This is a genomic window from Oceanicola sp. 22II-s10i, from assembly GCF_002210105.1.
GTDB lineage: Bacteria > Pseudomonadota > Alphaproteobacteria > Rhodobacterales > Rhodobacteraceae > Pseudooceanicola.
In genome coordinates this window covers 478357-492565 of sequence record NZ_AQQU01000001.1, presented here as the reverse complement: position 1 = coordinate 492565, position 14209 = coordinate 478357, and the positions used below count along the sequence as shown (strand labels likewise).

General features: G+C 67.6%; 14 protein-coding genes. 5 read left to right on the top strand and 9 right to left on the bottom strand.

Annotation, left to right across the window (positions count from 1 at the left end; all coding sequences use genetic code 11):
• Positions 1 to 25 precede the first annotated feature (25 nt).
• A complete protein-coding gene (locus tag ATO6_RS02540; RefSeq protein WP_088622363.1) occupies positions 26 to 403 on the top strand; it encodes a DUF1304 family protein in 378 nt (125 codons plus the stop codon).
• Between the two features lie 59 nt (positions 404 to 462).
• Positions 463 to 1659: a 23S rRNA (adenine(2503)-C(2))-methyltransferase RlmN gene (gene rlmN / locus ATO6_RS02535; protein WP_088622362.1), complete on the top strand. Its 1197-nt coding sequence runs from the start codon at positions 463 to 465 to the stop codon at positions 1657 to 1659.
• A 366-nt stretch (positions 1660 to 2025) separates the two neighbouring features.
• Here the strand turns inward: rlmN and pcaF are convergent, their stop codons facing one another.
• Entirely contained in the window at positions 2026 to 3219 is a 1194-nt protein-coding gene (gene pcaF / locus ATO6_RS02530) for a 3-oxoadipyl-CoA thiolase (RefSeq protein WP_088622361.1), read from the bottom strand.
• Positions 3220 to 3365: 146 nt separating this feature from the next.
• Between pcaF and ATO6_RS02525 the strand changes: the two genes are divergently transcribed.
• Positions 3366 to 3710, top strand: a complete 345-nt coding sequence (locus tag ATO6_RS02525; RefSeq protein ID WP_088622360.1) for a DUF2794 domain-containing protein — start codon at positions 3366 to 3368, stop codon at positions 3708 to 3710.
• Between the two features lie 6 nt (positions 3711 to 3716).
• On the opposite strand, the gene ATO6_RS02520 is transcribed toward ATO6_RS02525, so the two are convergent.
• From ATO6_RS02520 to ATO6_RS02510, 3 genes are all read right to left on the bottom strand, one after another.
• Positions 3717 to 4550, bottom strand: coding sequence for an NlpC/P60 family protein (locus tag ATO6_RS02520; protein ID WP_088622359.1), 834 nt, complete (start codon positions 4548 to 4550; stop codon positions 3717 to 3719).
• On the bottom strand, positions 4547 to 5929 hold the full coding sequence (locus ATO6_RS02515; protein WP_088622358.1) for a M17 family metallopeptidase: 1383 nt from the start codon (positions 5927 to 5929) through the stop codon (positions 4547 to 4549). Before ATO6_RS02515 ends, ATO6_RS02520 begins: the two co-directional genes overlap by 4 nt.
• Positions 5930 to 6016: 87 nt before the next feature.
• Positions 6017 to 6400 (bottom strand): hypothetical protein, encoded by a 384-nt coding sequence (locus ATO6_RS02510; RefSeq protein ID WP_088622357.1) that lies wholly within the window; start codon positions 6398 to 6400, stop codon positions 6017 to 6019.
• A 162-nt stretch (positions 6401 to 6562) separates the two neighbouring features.
• Between ATO6_RS02510 and ATO6_RS02505 the strand changes: the two genes are divergently transcribed.
• The gene (locus ATO6_RS02505) at positions 6563 to 7213 is read left to right on the top strand and encodes a carbonic anhydrase (RefSeq protein WP_088622356.1); all 651 of its coding nucleotides are present in this window, start codon (positions 6563 to 6565) and stop codon (positions 7211 to 7213) included.
• Between the two features lie 66 nt (positions 7214 to 7279).
• Here ATO6_RS02505 and ATO6_RS02500 read toward each other — a convergent pair whose 3' ends face one another.
• Positions 7280 to 8920, bottom strand: a complete 1641-nt coding sequence (locus ATO6_RS02500) for a DUF4139 domain-containing protein (RefSeq protein ID WP_088622355.1) — start codon at positions 8918 to 8920, stop codon at positions 7280 to 7282.
• Positions 8921 to 9069: 149 nt separating this feature from the next.
• Here ATO6_RS02500 and ATO6_RS02495 point away from each other — a divergent pair, with 149 nt between their 5' ends.
• Positions 9070 to 9543: a hypothetical protein gene (locus ATO6_RS02495; protein WP_176440800.1), complete on the top strand. Its 474-nt coding sequence runs from the start codon at positions 9070 to 9072 to the stop codon at positions 9541 to 9543.
• Here ATO6_RS02495 and ATO6_RS02490 read toward each other — a convergent pair.
• From ATO6_RS02490 to ATO6_RS02475, 4 genes are all read right to left on the bottom strand, one after another.
• Positions 9540 to 10562, bottom strand: a complete 1023-nt coding sequence (locus ATO6_RS02490; RefSeq protein WP_088622354.1) for an aspartate-semialdehyde dehydrogenase — start codon at positions 10560 to 10562, stop codon at positions 9540 to 9542. The two genes, ATO6_RS02495 and ATO6_RS02490, sit on opposite strands and share 4 nt — an antisense overlap.
• Positions 10563 to 10640: 78 nt before the next feature.
• The gene (locus ATO6_RS02485; protein WP_088622353.1) at positions 10641 to 11819 is read right to left on the bottom strand and encodes an MFS transporter; all 1179 of its coding nucleotides are present in this window, start codon (positions 11817 to 11819) and stop codon (positions 10641 to 10643) included.
• A 180-nt stretch (positions 11820 to 11999) separates the two neighbouring features.
• The gene (locus tag ATO6_RS02480) at positions 12000 to 12737 is read right to left on the bottom strand and encodes a glucose 1-dehydrogenase (RefSeq protein WP_088622352.1); all 738 of its coding nucleotides are present in this window, start codon (positions 12735 to 12737) and stop codon (positions 12000 to 12002) included.
• Positions 12738 to 12749: 12 nt separating this feature from the next.
• The gene (locus tag ATO6_RS02475) at positions 12750 to 14204 is read right to left on the bottom strand and encodes an aldehyde dehydrogenase family protein (RefSeq protein ID WP_088622351.1); all 1455 of its coding nucleotides are present in this window, start codon (positions 14202 to 14204) and stop codon (positions 12750 to 12752) included.
• Between the last annotated feature and the right edge of the window lie 5 nt (positions 14205 to 14209).

Sequence of the window (14209 nt, the reverse complement as noted above, 5' to 3'; positions counted from 1 at the left end):
GTCAGGCACAAGCGGAGGACCCTCGATGTCGACTGGCGTTACACTGATCCTGCTGCTGATCGCGGCGCTGCACGTGATCTTCTTCATCGGTGAGTCGTTCCTCTGGAAACGCCCGGATTTCAGCCGCCGGATGATGCGCCGGATGAAGCCCGACAGCGCGCTTGATCCCGCGGTCGAGGCGAAGGCGCTGGAGGTGCTGTTCTTCAACCAGGGGGTCTACAACCTGATGCTCGCCCTCGGCGCGGTCTGGGCGATTGTCGCGGGCTCGGTCGCCTTCGCGGCGTTCATCTGTCTGTTCGTCGTGGTCGCGGGTGCGACACTGGCGGCAACTTCGCGGCTCAGGGCAGGGGCAGTGGTGCAGGCGCTGCCGGGACTGATCGGCCTGATCCTGCTGGCGATCTGACGCCTGTTTCATTTCGCGACCGGATCCCATATATGGCCAGACTTCCACAGGAGCCCGCCATGTCCGATTCCGCGCCCGCGACGCCGATCACGCAAGACGTCCACACCATTCCGCGCAAATTGCCGGAAGGGGATGGCCGCGCGAACCTGATCGGCATGACCCGCGACCGGATGCGCGAGGCGCTGGTCGAGGCCGGTGTGCCCGAGAAACAGCTCAAGATGCGGCTGAACCAGCTGTGGCAGTGGGTTTATCACTGGGGTGTCCGCGATTTCGACGCGATGACCAACCTCAGCAAGGACTTCCGCGCGACGCTGGCCGAGCGGTTCGTGATCGAATTGCCCGAGGTCGTGTCGAAACAGATCTCGGCCGACGGGACCCGCAAGTATCTGGTGCGCATCGCGGGCGGGCACGAGGTCGAGACGGTCTACATCCCCGAGTCGGATCGCGGCACGCTTTGCATTTCCAGCCAGGTCGGCTGCACGCTGACCTGTTCGTTCTGCCACACCGGCACGCAAAAGCTGGTGCGCAACCTGACCGCGGGCGAAGTCGTCGGCCAGATCATGCTGGCGCGCGACGATCTGGGAGAATGGCCCGTGCCCGGCGCGCCCAAGCGCGAGGACCGGCTGCTGTCCAACATCGTGCTGATGGGGATGGGCGAGCCGCTCTACAATTTCGAAGCCGTCCGCGACGCGATGAAGATCGCGATGGACGGCGAGGGGATCGCCCTGTCCCGCCGCCGGATCACCCTGTCGACCTCCGGCGTGGTGCCCGAGATCGCGCGGGCCGCCGAAGAGATCGGCTGTCTGCTGGCGGTGTCCTTCCACGCGACCACCGACGAGGTGCGGGACAAGCTGGTGCCGATCAACAAGCGCTGGAACATCGAGACGCTGCTGAACGAACTGCGCGAATATCCCCGGCTGTCGAATTCGGAGCGGATCACCTTCGAATACGTGATGCTGAAGGGCGTGAACGATACGGACGCGGATGCACGGCGGCTGGTCAAGCTGATCTCGGGCATTCCGGCCAAGATCAACCTGATCCCGTTCAACGAATGGCCCGGCTCCCCCTACGAGCGGTCGGACTGGGACCGGATCGAGAGCTTTGCCGACATCGTGCACAAGGCCGGCTATGCCTCGCCGATCCGCACGCCGCGGGGCGAGGACATCATGGCCGCCTGCGGTCAGCTGAAATCGGCGACGGAACGCGCGCGGAAGTCGCGCCGCGAGATCGAGGCGGAGGCCGGGCTGAACGGCTGAGGCAAAGGGGTCGTCATCCTCGGGCTTGATCCGAGGACCTCCAAACGCCGCGCCGCCTCATGAGGTCCTCGGGTCAAGCCCAAGGATAACATGCGTTCCGAACAATCGAACCACAAGAAACCCGCCCGGAATCAAGCCGAAGGCGCCGGGCGAGCGCCTGCCCGTCCCGGCGGGCTGGTGCTTTGAGGCCCGCGCGCGACGCTCATATTGCGGAGGTTGGTGGCTGGCATAAATCGCCACCGTCCCCAGGTCAGCTGCGCCACCCCACGGGCAGGCGCCCCTCCCGGCTCCGCGCACCGCAAACGAAAAGGGCCGCCCCTCCGGACGGCCCCTTAGGGCGGGTCCACCCCGCCCATGTCATCAGGATCATACCGCTTCCAGCAGCATCGCGATCCCCTGGCCCACGCCGATGCACATCGTGCAGACCGCACGCTTGGCACCCATGTGGCCCATCGAGATCCCCGCCGTCAGCGCCAGGCGCGTGCCCGACATCCCCAGCGGGTGGCCGAGTGCGATCGCGCCGCCGTTGGGGTTCACCCAGTCCGCGTCGTCCGCGATCCCGAGCTGCCGCGTCACGGCGATGCCCTGCGCGGCGAAGGCTTCGTTCAGTTCGATCAGGTCGATGTCGCCGATCGACAGGCCATGCTGCGCCAGCAGCTTCTCGGTCGCCGGTGCCGGGCCGATCCCCATGATCCGGGGCGCCACGCCAGCCGTCGCCATCCCGACGATCCGCGCACGCGGCGTCAGGCCGTATTTCTCGACCGCCGCCGCAGAGGCCACGATCACCGCCGCCGCGCCGTCGTTCACGCCCGACGCGTTGCCGGCCGTCACCGTGCCGCCTTCGCGGAAGGGCGCGGGCAGGGCGCCCAGCTTTTCCATCGTCGTGGCGCGCGGATGCTCGTCCGTGTCCACGATGATCGGATCGCCCTTGCGCTGCTTGATCGTGACCTTCGCGATCTCCTCGCCCATGCGGCCCGAGGCGATGGCGTTCGACGCCCGCTCCTGCGAGCGATAGGCGAAGGCGTCCTGATCCTCGCGCTTGACCTGGAACTGCTCGGCCACGTTCTCGGCCGTTTCAGGCATGGAGTCGGTGCCGTAGTGCTTGTGCATCGCCTTGTTGACGAAGCGCCAGCCGATGGTGGTGTCATAAATCTCGGCCTTGCGCGAAAACGCGCTGTCGGCCTTGGGCATCACCAGCGGCGCGCGCGACATCGACTCGACCCCGCCCGCGATCAGCAGCTCCATCTCGCCCGACTTGATCGCCCGCGCGGCGGTCCCGACGGCGTCGAGGCCCGAACCGCACAACCGGTTGATCGTCGCGCCCGGAATGGTGTCTGGCAGCCCGGCCAGCAGGGTGGCCATGCGGGCGACGTTGCGGTTGTCTTCGCCCGCCTGGTTCGCGCAGCCGACATAGACGTCGTCCACCTCGATCCCCGGATTGCGCGCGACGAGCTGTTTCATCACGTCGGCCAGCATGTCGTCGGGCCGGACGGAGCTCAGCGAGCCGCCGTAGCGTCCGATCGGCGTGCGCAGCCCGTCACAGAGAAATGCCTCGGCCATGTCGTGTTCCTCCCATCCGGCGGTGTGTCATTTCGCGCGCACCGTGGGCAAAAGGCCACCTTCGGTCAAGGCGGCGGAACGCTTTTCCACAAGTCCGAAGTTGCAAGGGGCTTGATTTCATATCCTGTCGAGGCATGATTTTCCCCATGAACATGGTCACGCCCCCGCCCACTGGCGGACGCCAGCCTGCCGAGCAGGTGACGTTCCACAAAACCGAACTGAGAGAGATCGTCGGTCTCTATGGCCGTATGGTCGCCGCCGGGGAATGGCGCGACTACGGGATTTCCTTTCTCAGCGATGTCGCGATCTTCTCGGTCTTTCGCCGCGCGGCGGAACAGCCGCTCTACCGGATCGAGAAACGGCCCAAGATGCGCGAACGGCAGGGCATGTACTCGGTGGTCGGCATGGACGGACGTATCCTGCGGCGCGGGCATGACCTGAAGCAGGTCCTGCGCGTGCTGGAACGCAAGCTGATCCGCGCGGTCGAATAGCGCGACCTACAGCAGCCGCCGACGCGCCGTGACCTTGCCGTCGCCCTGCGCCTCGATCCGGGCGATGGCCGCGTCGATGCCTTCGTAGACCGTCGACATGTCGTGCCCGTTCGCGTGGAAGATGCGGCTCTCGTCCGCCACCCACGCGACGTGACCCTTCCAGAAGATCAGGTCCCCGCGCTGCAAAACCGCGTCTTCGGGCAGCGCCTCGCCCAGCTCGCGCGCCTGCATGTCGCTGTCGCCGGGGCAGGGAATGCCGCAGGCCGCGCATCCGGCCTGAACGAGGCCCGAACAGTCGATCCCGTTCCGGCTGTTCCCGCCCCAGAGGTAAGGCGTGCCGATCAGCCGTTCCGACACCGCCACGGGGTCGGCGTCGGGGGTCGAGATCGGCGACAGGTGCACCGTGGGGATGAAGCCTTCGGGCGTGACGGCGAACTTGCCCTCGGTGCCCGTGACCTCGACCAGCGCGCCGAGGCTCAGGGCCAGCCGTTCGGGCCGCTTGATGTCCGGTTCGGAATAAACATGGGTCGCCGCAGCACTGACACGATGGGTCGGGTCCGGGATGTCGACCAGCGCGAAGGCGTCGATATATCCGGTGTAGCCATCCTTCAGCGCCTCGACGAAGGCCCAGCCGTCGCGCTCCTCCAGCACGTCGAGCGCCTCGCCATAGAGCACCTGCCGGTCGCGACGCCCCTCGGGCGCGTTCAGCAGGTCGGCGACGGGCATCGCGACATGGCGGCGGATCGGATCGACGAAGCGATCGGCCACGACCTGCCCCTTCAGGCGGGAGGAGGCGACACGCCCGTTGCAGGGCCAGCGGCGGCGGTCAGGGGTGCTCAAAGCGACAGCGCCTCCGGCAGCGCGGCAAGGATCGCGCGCCAGCCCTGACCGGCGCCGCCCATGGGGAAGCCCGGCGAAGCCGCAGGTTTCCAGCCGTAGATGTCGAAATGGGCGTAATTCGTGTCCCCGGCAAAGCGGCGCAGGAACAGGGCGGCGGTGATCGACCCGGCGAAGCCGCCGCGCGGCGCGTTGTCGAGATCCGCGATCCCCGGTTCGATCATCGCCTCGTAGGGCTCCCAGAAGGGCAGCCGCCAGACCGGGTCCGCGACCCGCCCCGCCGCCGTCGTCAGAGCGGTGCAAAAGCCCTCGTCGTCGCTGTAGTACGGCGCAAGGTCCGGCCCGACCGCCACCCGTGCGGCCCCGGTCAGCGTCGCCATCGAGATCATCAGGTCCGGCCCCGCCTCGGCCCCGTAGGCCAGCGCGTCGCCCAGAACCAGCCGCCCCTCGGCGTCGGTGTTGTTGATCTCGACCGTCAGGCCCTTGCGCGAGGTCAGGATGTCGCCGGGGCGGAAGGCATCGCCGGAGATCGCGTTCTCTACCGCCGGGATCAGGACCCGCAGCTTCACCTTCAGCCCGAGCGCCATGATCGTCCGGGCGAGGCCCAGCACGTTCGCCGCGCCGCCCATGTCCTTCTTCATCAGCAGCATCGAGGCGGCGGGCTTGATGTCGAGCCCGCCGGTGTCGAAGCATACCCCCTTGCCGACCAGCGTCAGTGCCGGGCCTTCGTCGCCCCATGTCATCTCGATCAGCCGCGGCGCCTTGGCGGCGGCCCGGCCGACCGCGTGGATCATCGGAAAGTTCTGTTCCAGCAGCGCCTCGCCCGTCACGACGGTGATGGCCGCGCCGAATGCGCCCGCCACGTCCCGCGCCGCCATTTCCAGCGCATCAGGGCCCATGTCGCTGGCCGGCGTGTTGATCAGGTCGCGCACCAGCGCCTCGCCCGCCGCGATCGCCTCCTGCCTTGCGGAGTCGACGCCCTCGGGCGCGGCGAGCCGGGCCTTGGCCCCGCCACGGGCCTTGTACCGGTCGAAGCTGTAATGCGACAGCAGCCACCCGAGCGCGGCCTCGTCCAGATCGTCGCCGGCGAGCGCGCCGTCGATCCGCCATGTCCCCTCGGGCAGGGCGTCGGCGGCCTTGGCGAGGTGGAAGCGGCCCCGCTTGCGTGCGCCAGCCGTCCCCAGCCCGAACAGTGCGCCGCCCGGCGCGCCGTCGGCGCCCGGCAGGACCAGCACCTTGCCGAGCCCCGCGTCAAAGCCCATGCCCGCGATCCATGCGGCGACCGAGGCGTCCTGCCCCGCCACCCAATCCGTCAGCGTCTCGGGGGTCAGCAGGGTCAGCGTCAGGGCCTCGGCGTCGGAGGGGGCGAAGGTCAAAGGCATGTGGATCCTCGGGTTGATTTGCCCGGCCAGCCTAGCGGCGCGGCCCGGACCCGCAAGGGGCGACATGCGACCGGCGGCGGTGCAGGCTCAGACCGGCTGATCGTGCAAGTCCCAGATCGCGGTCAAAGACCCCTCGCCGATCCGCATGAGCCGGGCCAGCACCGCCGCCAGCGCCGTTTCGTCACCGCGATCGGCGCAGGCGATGACATCGCCCGCCACGCGCGCCACGGCATTCATGCCGATCTGGTCCGCGATGCCGACCAGCGCCCGCGCGCTTTTCCGCATCTCGATCCGCTTGCCGTGCCGGAACTGCCGTTCGGTGAAGGACAGCCGCACCGCCAGTTCCTCCATCGACCGGCTGACCATATCCTCGGCCTCCACCGCGCCGAGTTCCCGCACCAGCGCCACCAGCCGGTCGGTGTCCAGTCGCACCTTTTCCCGCCGTTCCAGAACGGCCACCTGTTCTGCCATCTCACCCTCGTTCGTATCGCCCCACAGCGCGACACTCTGCGCCCGCAATCTTCCCAAACCATTGAGGTCAAGCGCGGTAATGCGATGCTTTCGGTTCGAATACGTTTCATCCGGCCGACTTGCGCGCTATATGCGAATTCGAAGTCAGCAAGAGGACGCCCGATGGAGTTCGCCAAGCCCCTGCCAGCCTATCTCGCGAAACGGTATCGCGGGTGGAAAGCCACCGCCTTCGCCGAGAACCGCGCATGGTACCGACACCTTGCCGACGAGGGTCAGCATCCCCGCGCCATGATCATCTCGTGCTGTGACTCGCGCGTGCATGTCACCGCGATTTTCGGCGCGGATCAGGGCGAGTTCTTCATCCACCGCAACATCGCCAACCTCGTCCCGCCCTATGAGCCCGATGGCAAGCAGCACGGCACCTCGGCGGCGGTCGAATACGCGGTCACGGCGCTGAAGGTCGCGCATATCGTGATCGTCGGCCATTCCAACTGCGGCGGGGTGCAGGGCTGTCTGGACATGTGCACCGGCCATGCCCCCGCGCTCGAGGACAAGTCGAGCTTTGTCGGCCGCTGGATGGACCTGCTGCGGCCGGGCTATGACCGCATCAAGGACATCGAGGGTACGGACGCGCAGCGCCGTGCGCTGGAGAAGCAGGCGATCCTCGTCAGCCTCGACAACCTGATGACCTTCCCCTTCGTGGCCGAGGCGGTGAAGGCCGACAAACTGACGCTGCACGGCCTGTGGAACGACATCGGCGAGGGCGGGCTGGAAGAGTTCGACGCCGCGACCGGCAAGTTCGTCACGGTCTGACCCCTGAACGACCAAAGGCTCCGCGATCACCTCGCGGAGCCTTTTTCTTTCTCGAAACGCAGCGTGTCAGCGCAGCATGTTCGGCGCCAGCACCTTGTCGCGCGGCCAGTTCAGCGAGAGGTCGAGGTTGACGACCTTCGTCTCGCCCGCCGCCATTTCCAGATCCCACGCCAGGATCCCGCGCTTGCCGTCGACATCCGTGCGCGTCGGCATCGGCGAGGCGGTCCAGTCGATCTCCAGATCCTCCTGCTCGGTGAAGGGCACCTGGTCGATCAGCTCGACCTCCCATGCCTCGCCCGTCAGGTTGCGGATTTCGATCTCCACCCGCTCTTCCTGTTCGTTCGAGCGGCTGATGACGCCCCGGTCGCCCTCCATCCTGTTCAGCAGCGTGCGCTTCAGGCGCAGCCCCTCGATCGGGCCAAAGCTGAACTCCGCCTCGTCGCCCGCCGCGATCAGCGGGGTCGGGCGCAGGCCGACGAAGGTGCCGTTCAGGTAGAATTCGGACTGGTCGGACGGCAGGATGATCTCGTCCGCGCCATTGGTGAAGGAGGCCATCAGGTAGGCGGTTTCGTCCATGATCGGCACCGCGCGGGCCACCAGTTCCGGGTCCGCCGTGACGGTGCCGAGCGCGATGCGCAGCTCGTCGGCATCCGTGGCCAGCGTGACGGGCTGGTTATAGCTGTAGGTCACACTCAGGCCGTCGTACTGGGCGCGGGCCTCCTCCATCATGACCGGTTCCGGCGCGGGCGCGGCCTCGGCGCTGTCGGCGGCACCGGCGGCCGAGTAACGCTTGCTGGCACGCGCGAGGTCCTCGGGATCCACGATGCGGCGCTGGATCGGATAGAGCTCGCCCGGCTGGGTCTGGCCCGAGGGGCGGACGGTCGACAGCGTCATCGCGACGTCCTGCCAGTTCTCGCCGGTCCATTGCGAGACATAGGCGCCCCGCCCGATGCTGAGGCTGCTGTCCGCGCCATGGTCGAGGTGGATGTCGTAGACCGGCCGCCACTGGGCCGCACCGGTGACATAGCGCAGGGTCAGTTCGCCCGAGACCGCCTCGGGCACGTTGACGTTGATGGCGAGGTAGGCCCGGCGTTCGTCCTCGGTGTCGAGCGCGGCGAGGGCCTGTTTCGCGCGGGCGAGGTCCTCGACGATGGTCTTGGCGGCCTGCTCGGCCTCGCGCGCGCGGGCTTCGGCCTGCAACGCCTGACGTTCGGCGGTCAGCGTCTCGGCGGCCACCATGCGGGAGAGGTCGCGCAGGGCGTCAATGCCGGCCGAGAGCACGCCGTCGGAACTGGCCACCTGTTTCAGGAACTCGATCTGGGCGCGGGCGGCCTGCGCCTCGGCCCGGATCGACTGGGCGTCGTCGCGGGCCTCTTCGAGTGCCTGTTCCAGCCGCTCGACCTCGGCCTCGGCGGCTTCGATCTCGGCCGCTTTCGCGGGATCGCGGGGCGGGGTCATGTCGTCGCGGATGGTGACGGAGCCGAGGGTGACGCCATCGGCCTCGATCCGGAGGCCGCTGACATCCATGACGGGCATGTCACCGAGGATCAGCCGGTGCTGTCCGGCGGGCGCGTTGAAGGTCGCGACGCGGGTCAGGGCCGCGCCGGAGGGGAAGACGGTCGCGCCGGTGATCCGGCTGGGAATGGTGATGTCGTCGGCCAGGGCCGGGAACGGCAGAAGAAGCGGCAGGATGAGTGCGGCGCGCATGGGAACCTCCGGGGGTATTCATTCGGGCGGAGGATGGGCGGGCGGCGGCGGAGTGGCAAGTGACATTGCCGTTCATGAATCGCGACCGGCGGAGGCTTGCAGGCGGAAGGGTTTGATTAACCAAGCCGGTGGAGACTGCGGACATGGAGATGGAGCGACTCGAGCTGAAGATGCATGGGGAAATGCTGCGCTGGCTTGGTCGGCTGGCGGCGGAGCGGGACGTGACGGCGGGGCAGGTCGTCCGGGATCTCGTGGCGGCGGAGATCCGGCGCACGCGCGATGCGAGGCCGCCCGTCAGGGCGGATGAGCGGCTCCTCGCGCCCTTGCGCGCGCGCCTCGCCGATGACCTCGCCCATGCCACGGGCTGGGCTGATCTGACCCGCCGCCTCGCCAAGAAGGGCTACGAACTGCGCCCCGCCGGGGGCGGCATGACGATGCACGATCTGCGGAGCGGCGCGCGTCTCTGCAAGGCGTCCGAACTCGGCTTTTCCTACCAGCGCCTAATGCACCGCTTCGGCGCGCCACACCCGGATCATCCGCACACATGGCTGGCCGCCGGATACAGATCGGGCGGCCCCGAGGGACCGCCCGATGAAACCGACCCGCTGCTGGAGGACCCTTAGCCCTTCTTCAGCACCTTCGATCCCAGAACCTCGGCGATCTGCACCGCGTTCAGCGCCGCGCCCTTGCGCAGGTTGTCCGAGACGACCCACATGTTCAGGCCGTTCTCGATCGTGCTGTCCTGACGGATGCGCGAGATGAAGGTCGCGTAATCGCCAACGCATTCGACCGGCGTGACGTAGCCCTTGTCCTCGCGCTTGTCGATCACCATGCAGCCCGGCGCCTCGCGCAGGATGTCGCGCGCCTCGTCCTCGTCGAGGAACTCCTCGAACTCGACGTTCACCGCCTCGGAGTGGCCGACGAACACCGGCACCCGAACGCAGGTCGCCGTGACCTTGATCGAGGAATCGATGATCTTCTTGGTCTCCGCCACCATCTTCCACTCTTCCTTGGTGGAGCCGTCTTCCATGAAGACATCGATATGCGGGATCACGTTGAAGGCGATCTGCTTGGTGAATTTCTTGGGCTCGACGTCGGAAGTCGGGTTGTAGATGGCCTTGGTCTGGTCCCAGAGCTCGTCCATCCCCTCTTTCCCGGCGCCCGAGACGGACTGGTAGGTCGACACCACCACGCGCTTGATCGTGGCGCGGTCATGCAGCGGCTTCAGCGCCACGACCATCTGCGCGGTCGAGCAGTTCGGGTTCGCGATGATGTTCTTCTTGGAATAGCCGTGGATCGCGTCGGCGTTCACTTCCGGAACGATCAGCGGCACGTCGGGGTCGTAGCGGTAGAGCGACGAGTTGTCGATCACCACGCAGCCCGCCGCGGCCGCCTTGGGCGCGAATTCCTTGGTCGGGCCGGAGCCGACGGCGAACAGCGCCATGTCCCAGCCGGTGAAGTCGAAGGTGGCGAGGTCCTGGGTCTTGAGTGTCTTGTCGCCGAACGAGACCTCGGTCCCCAGCGACCGGCGCGAGGCCAGCACGGCAAGCTCGTCCACGGGAAATTCCCGCTCGGCGAGGATGTTCAGCATTTCGCGGCCCACGTTGCCCGTGGCGCCTGCGACGACGACTCGATAACCCATCGAAGAACTCCTTTCGTTCGGCGCGCCTAATAGATCAACGCCCGCCGCCGGAAAAGCGACTTTTGCTGATGGCCCGTATCAGTCGGTGCGATCAGGGGCAAAGAGATAGGCAATGAGCCCTATACCTAGGGCAGCCCCGTAGAAAAGGAACAGGGCATTGTAGGCTTCCGCCGGGGCGCCCCCGCCTTCGGTGATTGCCGTGTGGATCCGTCCGGTGATGATCTGCGATCCGCCGACCCCCAGCATCCCGCAGAGGTTCATCAGCGTCACCCCGCGCCCGATCAGGTGGGGCGGAAAGAACGCCCGCCCGTGCGAGATCATCAGCGGGTAGCAGGCCGAGAAGAAGCAGATCACCGCGATCAGGATCACCGACCGCCACATCGCGTCGTGCGGCAGGGCGATCAGGACAAAGCAGGTCGCGGCGGCGATCAGCGATCCGCCGAAGATCACCCATTTCCGCGTGCGCAGGATGCGCTCGGCCGGTCCGTAGGCCAGCGTTCCGGTGACCACCGCGATGCCGAGGATCAGTGCGACGACACCCACGGTGTCGAAATCCGCGCCGTAGAGCTCGTTCAGGTAGGGCCCGGTCCAGACGCCCCGGAACCCGCCGGCAGGCAGGTAACAGACGGTCATCAGGGGCAGCAGGGCCCACATCGCGGGGATCTTCAGGATGTCGAGCAGCGAGCCGTGGTTCTCCACCACCAGCCGCTGCGGGTCCCGCACGATGGCCAGCAGGCCGAGCGCGGCGGCGATGCTGAGGCCGGACAGTGCGGCCATCGTGCCGCGCCAGCCCATCAGGTCGACGGCCCAGACCAGCGGCAGCGAGGAAAAGATGCTGCCCGAGGTGCCGATGCCGACGATCAGCCCGGCTAGGACCGAGAACTGGCTGGAGGGGAAGTCGCGGGCGAGGATGTAGTAGGCTGCCATCAGCACCGGCGCGCAGCCGATCCCCAGCAGGGCCATGCCGACCGAGATGTGCCAGGGCGCGGTCGCGATCACGAACATCCCCGCACCCCCGCCGCCGCCCGCGAGCAGCAGCCAGGCCGCCGTCCGCCGCGGCCCGATCCGGTCGAGCATGGCGCCCACGGGGATCTGCGAGGCGGCGAAGAACAGGAACCACAGCCCCGAGGCCGAGGCGAGTTGCTCCGCCGTCGCACCGAGGTCGCGTTGCAGCGGAATGGTCAGAACCGACAGGAAGCTGCGGTAGAACTGGCTCAGGACGTAGGCCAGACCCAGCAGGATGATGTCCTTGCGCATCGCGCCTCCCCGCTTTGCCCGACGCCTTGGGTATTTCGGCGGCGTGGCAGAGGCAAGAGGCGCGGTGCGTCGAACAGAAGGGCGGTCGTCCTCGGGCTTGACCCGAGGACCTCCAGACGTTGCGCTTTGTCATGAGGTCCTCGGGTCAAGCTCGAGGATGACCGTTCCCCTGCCGAACCGTCAGATGCAGCGGCCGCCGTCGACCAGCATCGTCACGCCCGTAACCATGCTCGCTTCGTCCGACGCTAGGTAGAGCGTCGCGTTGGCGATGTCCTCGGGCGTCGAGAAGCGGCCGATCGGGATGGTGGACAGGAACTTGGCCCGCACCTCGGGCGTGTCCTCGCCCATGAAGCTCTTGAGCAGCGGGGTTTCACCGGCAACGGGGTTCACCGCGTTCACGCGAATGCCGAAGGGCGCAAGTTCCACCGCCATGGTGCGGGTCGCCGTGTTCACCCAGCCCTTGGACGAGTTATACCAGTTCAGGTTGGGCCGCGGGCTGATCCCGGCAGTGGACGAGATATTGACGATCGCCCCCGATTTCCGCGCCTTCATCAGTGGGACGAGGTGCTTTGCCGCCATGTAGATCGACTTGCAGTTCACCGCGAAAAGGCGGTCGAACATCTCTTCCTCGACATCCTCCATCGGCATCGGCAGGTGCGTCATGCCCGCGTTGTTGACCAGGATGTCGACCGGGCCCAGTTGCTCGCCCGCCTCGATCATCGCCTTGATCTGCGCGCCGTCACCCACGTCGACGGTGAAGGGCGTGCCCATCACCTCGTCCGCCACCCGCTTGGCCGCGTCGCCGTTCAGGTCCGCGACCAGCACCCTGGCCCCCTCGACCACGAAGCGCCGCGCGATTTCCGCGCCGAAGCCGGAACCGGCGCCGGTGACGATGGCTGTCTTTCCCTCGAGTCTCATGGCTGTCCTCCCCTAGCCGTGAAAGGCCGCGACGGTCTTGAGCGAGGTGAAGCCATACATCGCCTCGAACCCCTTTTCCCGTCCGTGCCCGGATTTGCCGACGCCGCCAAAGGGCAGTTCCACCCCGCCGCCTGCGCCGTAGTTGTTTATGAACACCTGACCGGCCCGGATCGCCTTGGCAAGCCGCATCTGCCGCGCGCCGTTCTGCGTCCAGATGCTGGCCACCAGCCCGTAATCGGTGCCGTTGGCGATGGCCACCGCCTCGGCCTCGTCGTCGAAGGGGATGACCACCTGAACCGGGCCGAAGATTTCCTTCTGCGCCAGCGCGTGATCGCCTTTGACGCCTGCAAAGAGCGTGGGCGCGACGTAGTAACCGCCCTCGGGCAGGTCGCGCAGCTCGGGACGCCCGGCGACCTCCAGATCGCTGCCCTGGTCGAGGAAACCCGACACGATCCCGCGCTGTTTGGCGGAAATCAGCGGCCCGACGTCCAGATCGTCCACCGCCCGCCCGACACGCAGCCCGGCGTAGCGTTCGGCCATCCGCGCGACCAGTTCGTCGTAGCGCGACCGCTCCACGAGGATGCGGGAGGAGGCCGAGCAGGTCTGCCCGCAGTTCTGGATTCCGGCGTTCACGAGGAACGGCAGGGCGGCGTCCAGATCGGCGTCGCCGAAGACCACCTGCGGAGATTTCCCGCCCAGTTCCAGCGTCACCGGCACCACGTTGGCCGCAGCCGCCGCCTGCACCGCCGCGCCTGTTGCGACCGATCCGGTGAAGCTGATGTGCTGGATGCCCGGATGCGCCGACAGCGCCGCGCCGGCCTCGGACCCCAGCCCCGGCACCACGTTCAGCGCGCCGTCCGGAAGTCCGGCCTCCTTCGCCAGCGCGGCGAAGGCCAGCGCGGTCAGGCAGGCGTCCTCGGCCGGTTTCAGCACGCAGGCGTTGCCGGTCGCCAGCGCCGCGCCGACGGACCGCCCGATGATCTGCATCGGGTAGTTCCACGGCACGATATGCCCCGTCACGCCGTGCGGCTCGCGCAGGGTGTAGACGGTGTAGCCGTCGAGATAGGGGATCGTCTCGCCATGCAGCTTGTCCGCCGCGCCGCCGTAGAATTCCATGTAGCGCGCCAGTGCCACCGCATCGGCGCGGGCCTGTTTCAGTGGCTTGCCGACATCCTGCGCCTCGATCGCGGCCAGTTCGTCCACCCGCGCCTCGACCAGCTTGCCGAGCCGCATCAGGATGCGCCCCCGCTCGGCGGCAGGTGTCCGCCCCCAGACGCCGTCCCGCGCGGCCTGCGCGGCTGCGACGGCGGCGTCGATGTCGGCGGCGGTGCCGCGTGCGATCTCGCCGATCTGTTCCCCGGTCGAGGGGTCGTAGAGCGGCAGCGTGCCGCCCTGCGCGGGGGCGATCCATTCACCCGCGATCAGGCATTTCGCGGGGTCGAACCAGAGCGAAACAGTGTCTTTCATTGGCC

Excerpts from the sequence above, each read along its gene's own strand:
- ATO6_RS02540 (WP_088622363.1), top strand. The coding sequence starts at position 26 with ATGTCGACTGGCGTTACACTGATCCTGCTGCTGATCGCGGCGCTGCAC.
- rlmN (WP_088622362.1), top strand. The coding sequence starts at position 463 with ATGTCCGATTCCGCGCCCGCGACGCCGATCACGCAAGACGTCCACACC.
- pcaF (WP_088622361.1), bottom strand. The coding sequence starts at position 3,219 with ATGGCCGAGGCATTTCTCTGTGACGGGCTGCGCACGCCGATCGGACGC.
- ATO6_RS02525 (WP_088622360.1), top strand. The coding sequence starts at position 3,366 with ATGAACATGGTCACGCCCCCGCCCACTGGCGGACGCCAGCCTGCCGAG.
- ATO6_RS02515 (WP_088622358.1), bottom strand. The coding sequence starts at position 5,929 with ATGCCTTTGACCTTCGCCCCCTCCGACGCCGAGGCCCTGACGCTGACC.
- ATO6_RS02510 (WP_088622357.1), bottom strand. The coding sequence starts at position 6,400 with ATGGCAGAACAGGTGGCCGTTCTGGAACGGCGGGAAAAGGTGCGACTG.
- ATO6_RS02505 (WP_088622356.1), top strand. The coding sequence starts at position 6,563 with ATGGAGTTCGCCAAGCCCCTGCCAGCCTATCTCGCGAAACGGTATCGC.
- ATO6_RS02500 (WP_088622355.1), bottom strand. The coding sequence starts at position 8,920 with ATGCGCGCCGCACTCATCCTGCCGCTTCTTCTGCCGTTCCCGGCCCTG.
- ATO6_RS02495 (WP_176440800.1), top strand. The coding sequence starts at position 9,070 with ATGGAGCGACTCGAGCTGAAGATGCATGGGGAAATGCTGCGCTGGCTT.
- ATO6_RS02490 (WP_088622354.1), bottom strand. The coding sequence starts at position 10,562 with ATGGGTTATCGAGTCGTCGTCGCAGGCGCCACGGGCAACGTGGGCCGC.
- ATO6_RS02485 (WP_088622353.1), bottom strand. The coding sequence starts at position 11,819 with ATGCGCAAGGACATCATCCTGCTGGGTCTGGCCTACGTCCTGAGCCAG.
- ATO6_RS02480 (WP_088622352.1), bottom strand. The coding sequence starts at position 12,737 with ATGAGACTCGAGGGAAAGACAGCCATCGTCACCGGCGCCGGTTCCGGC.
- ATO6_RS02475 (WP_088622351.1), bottom strand. The coding sequence starts at position 14,204 with ATGAAAGACACTGTTTCGCTCTGGTTCGACCCCGCGAAATGCCTGATC.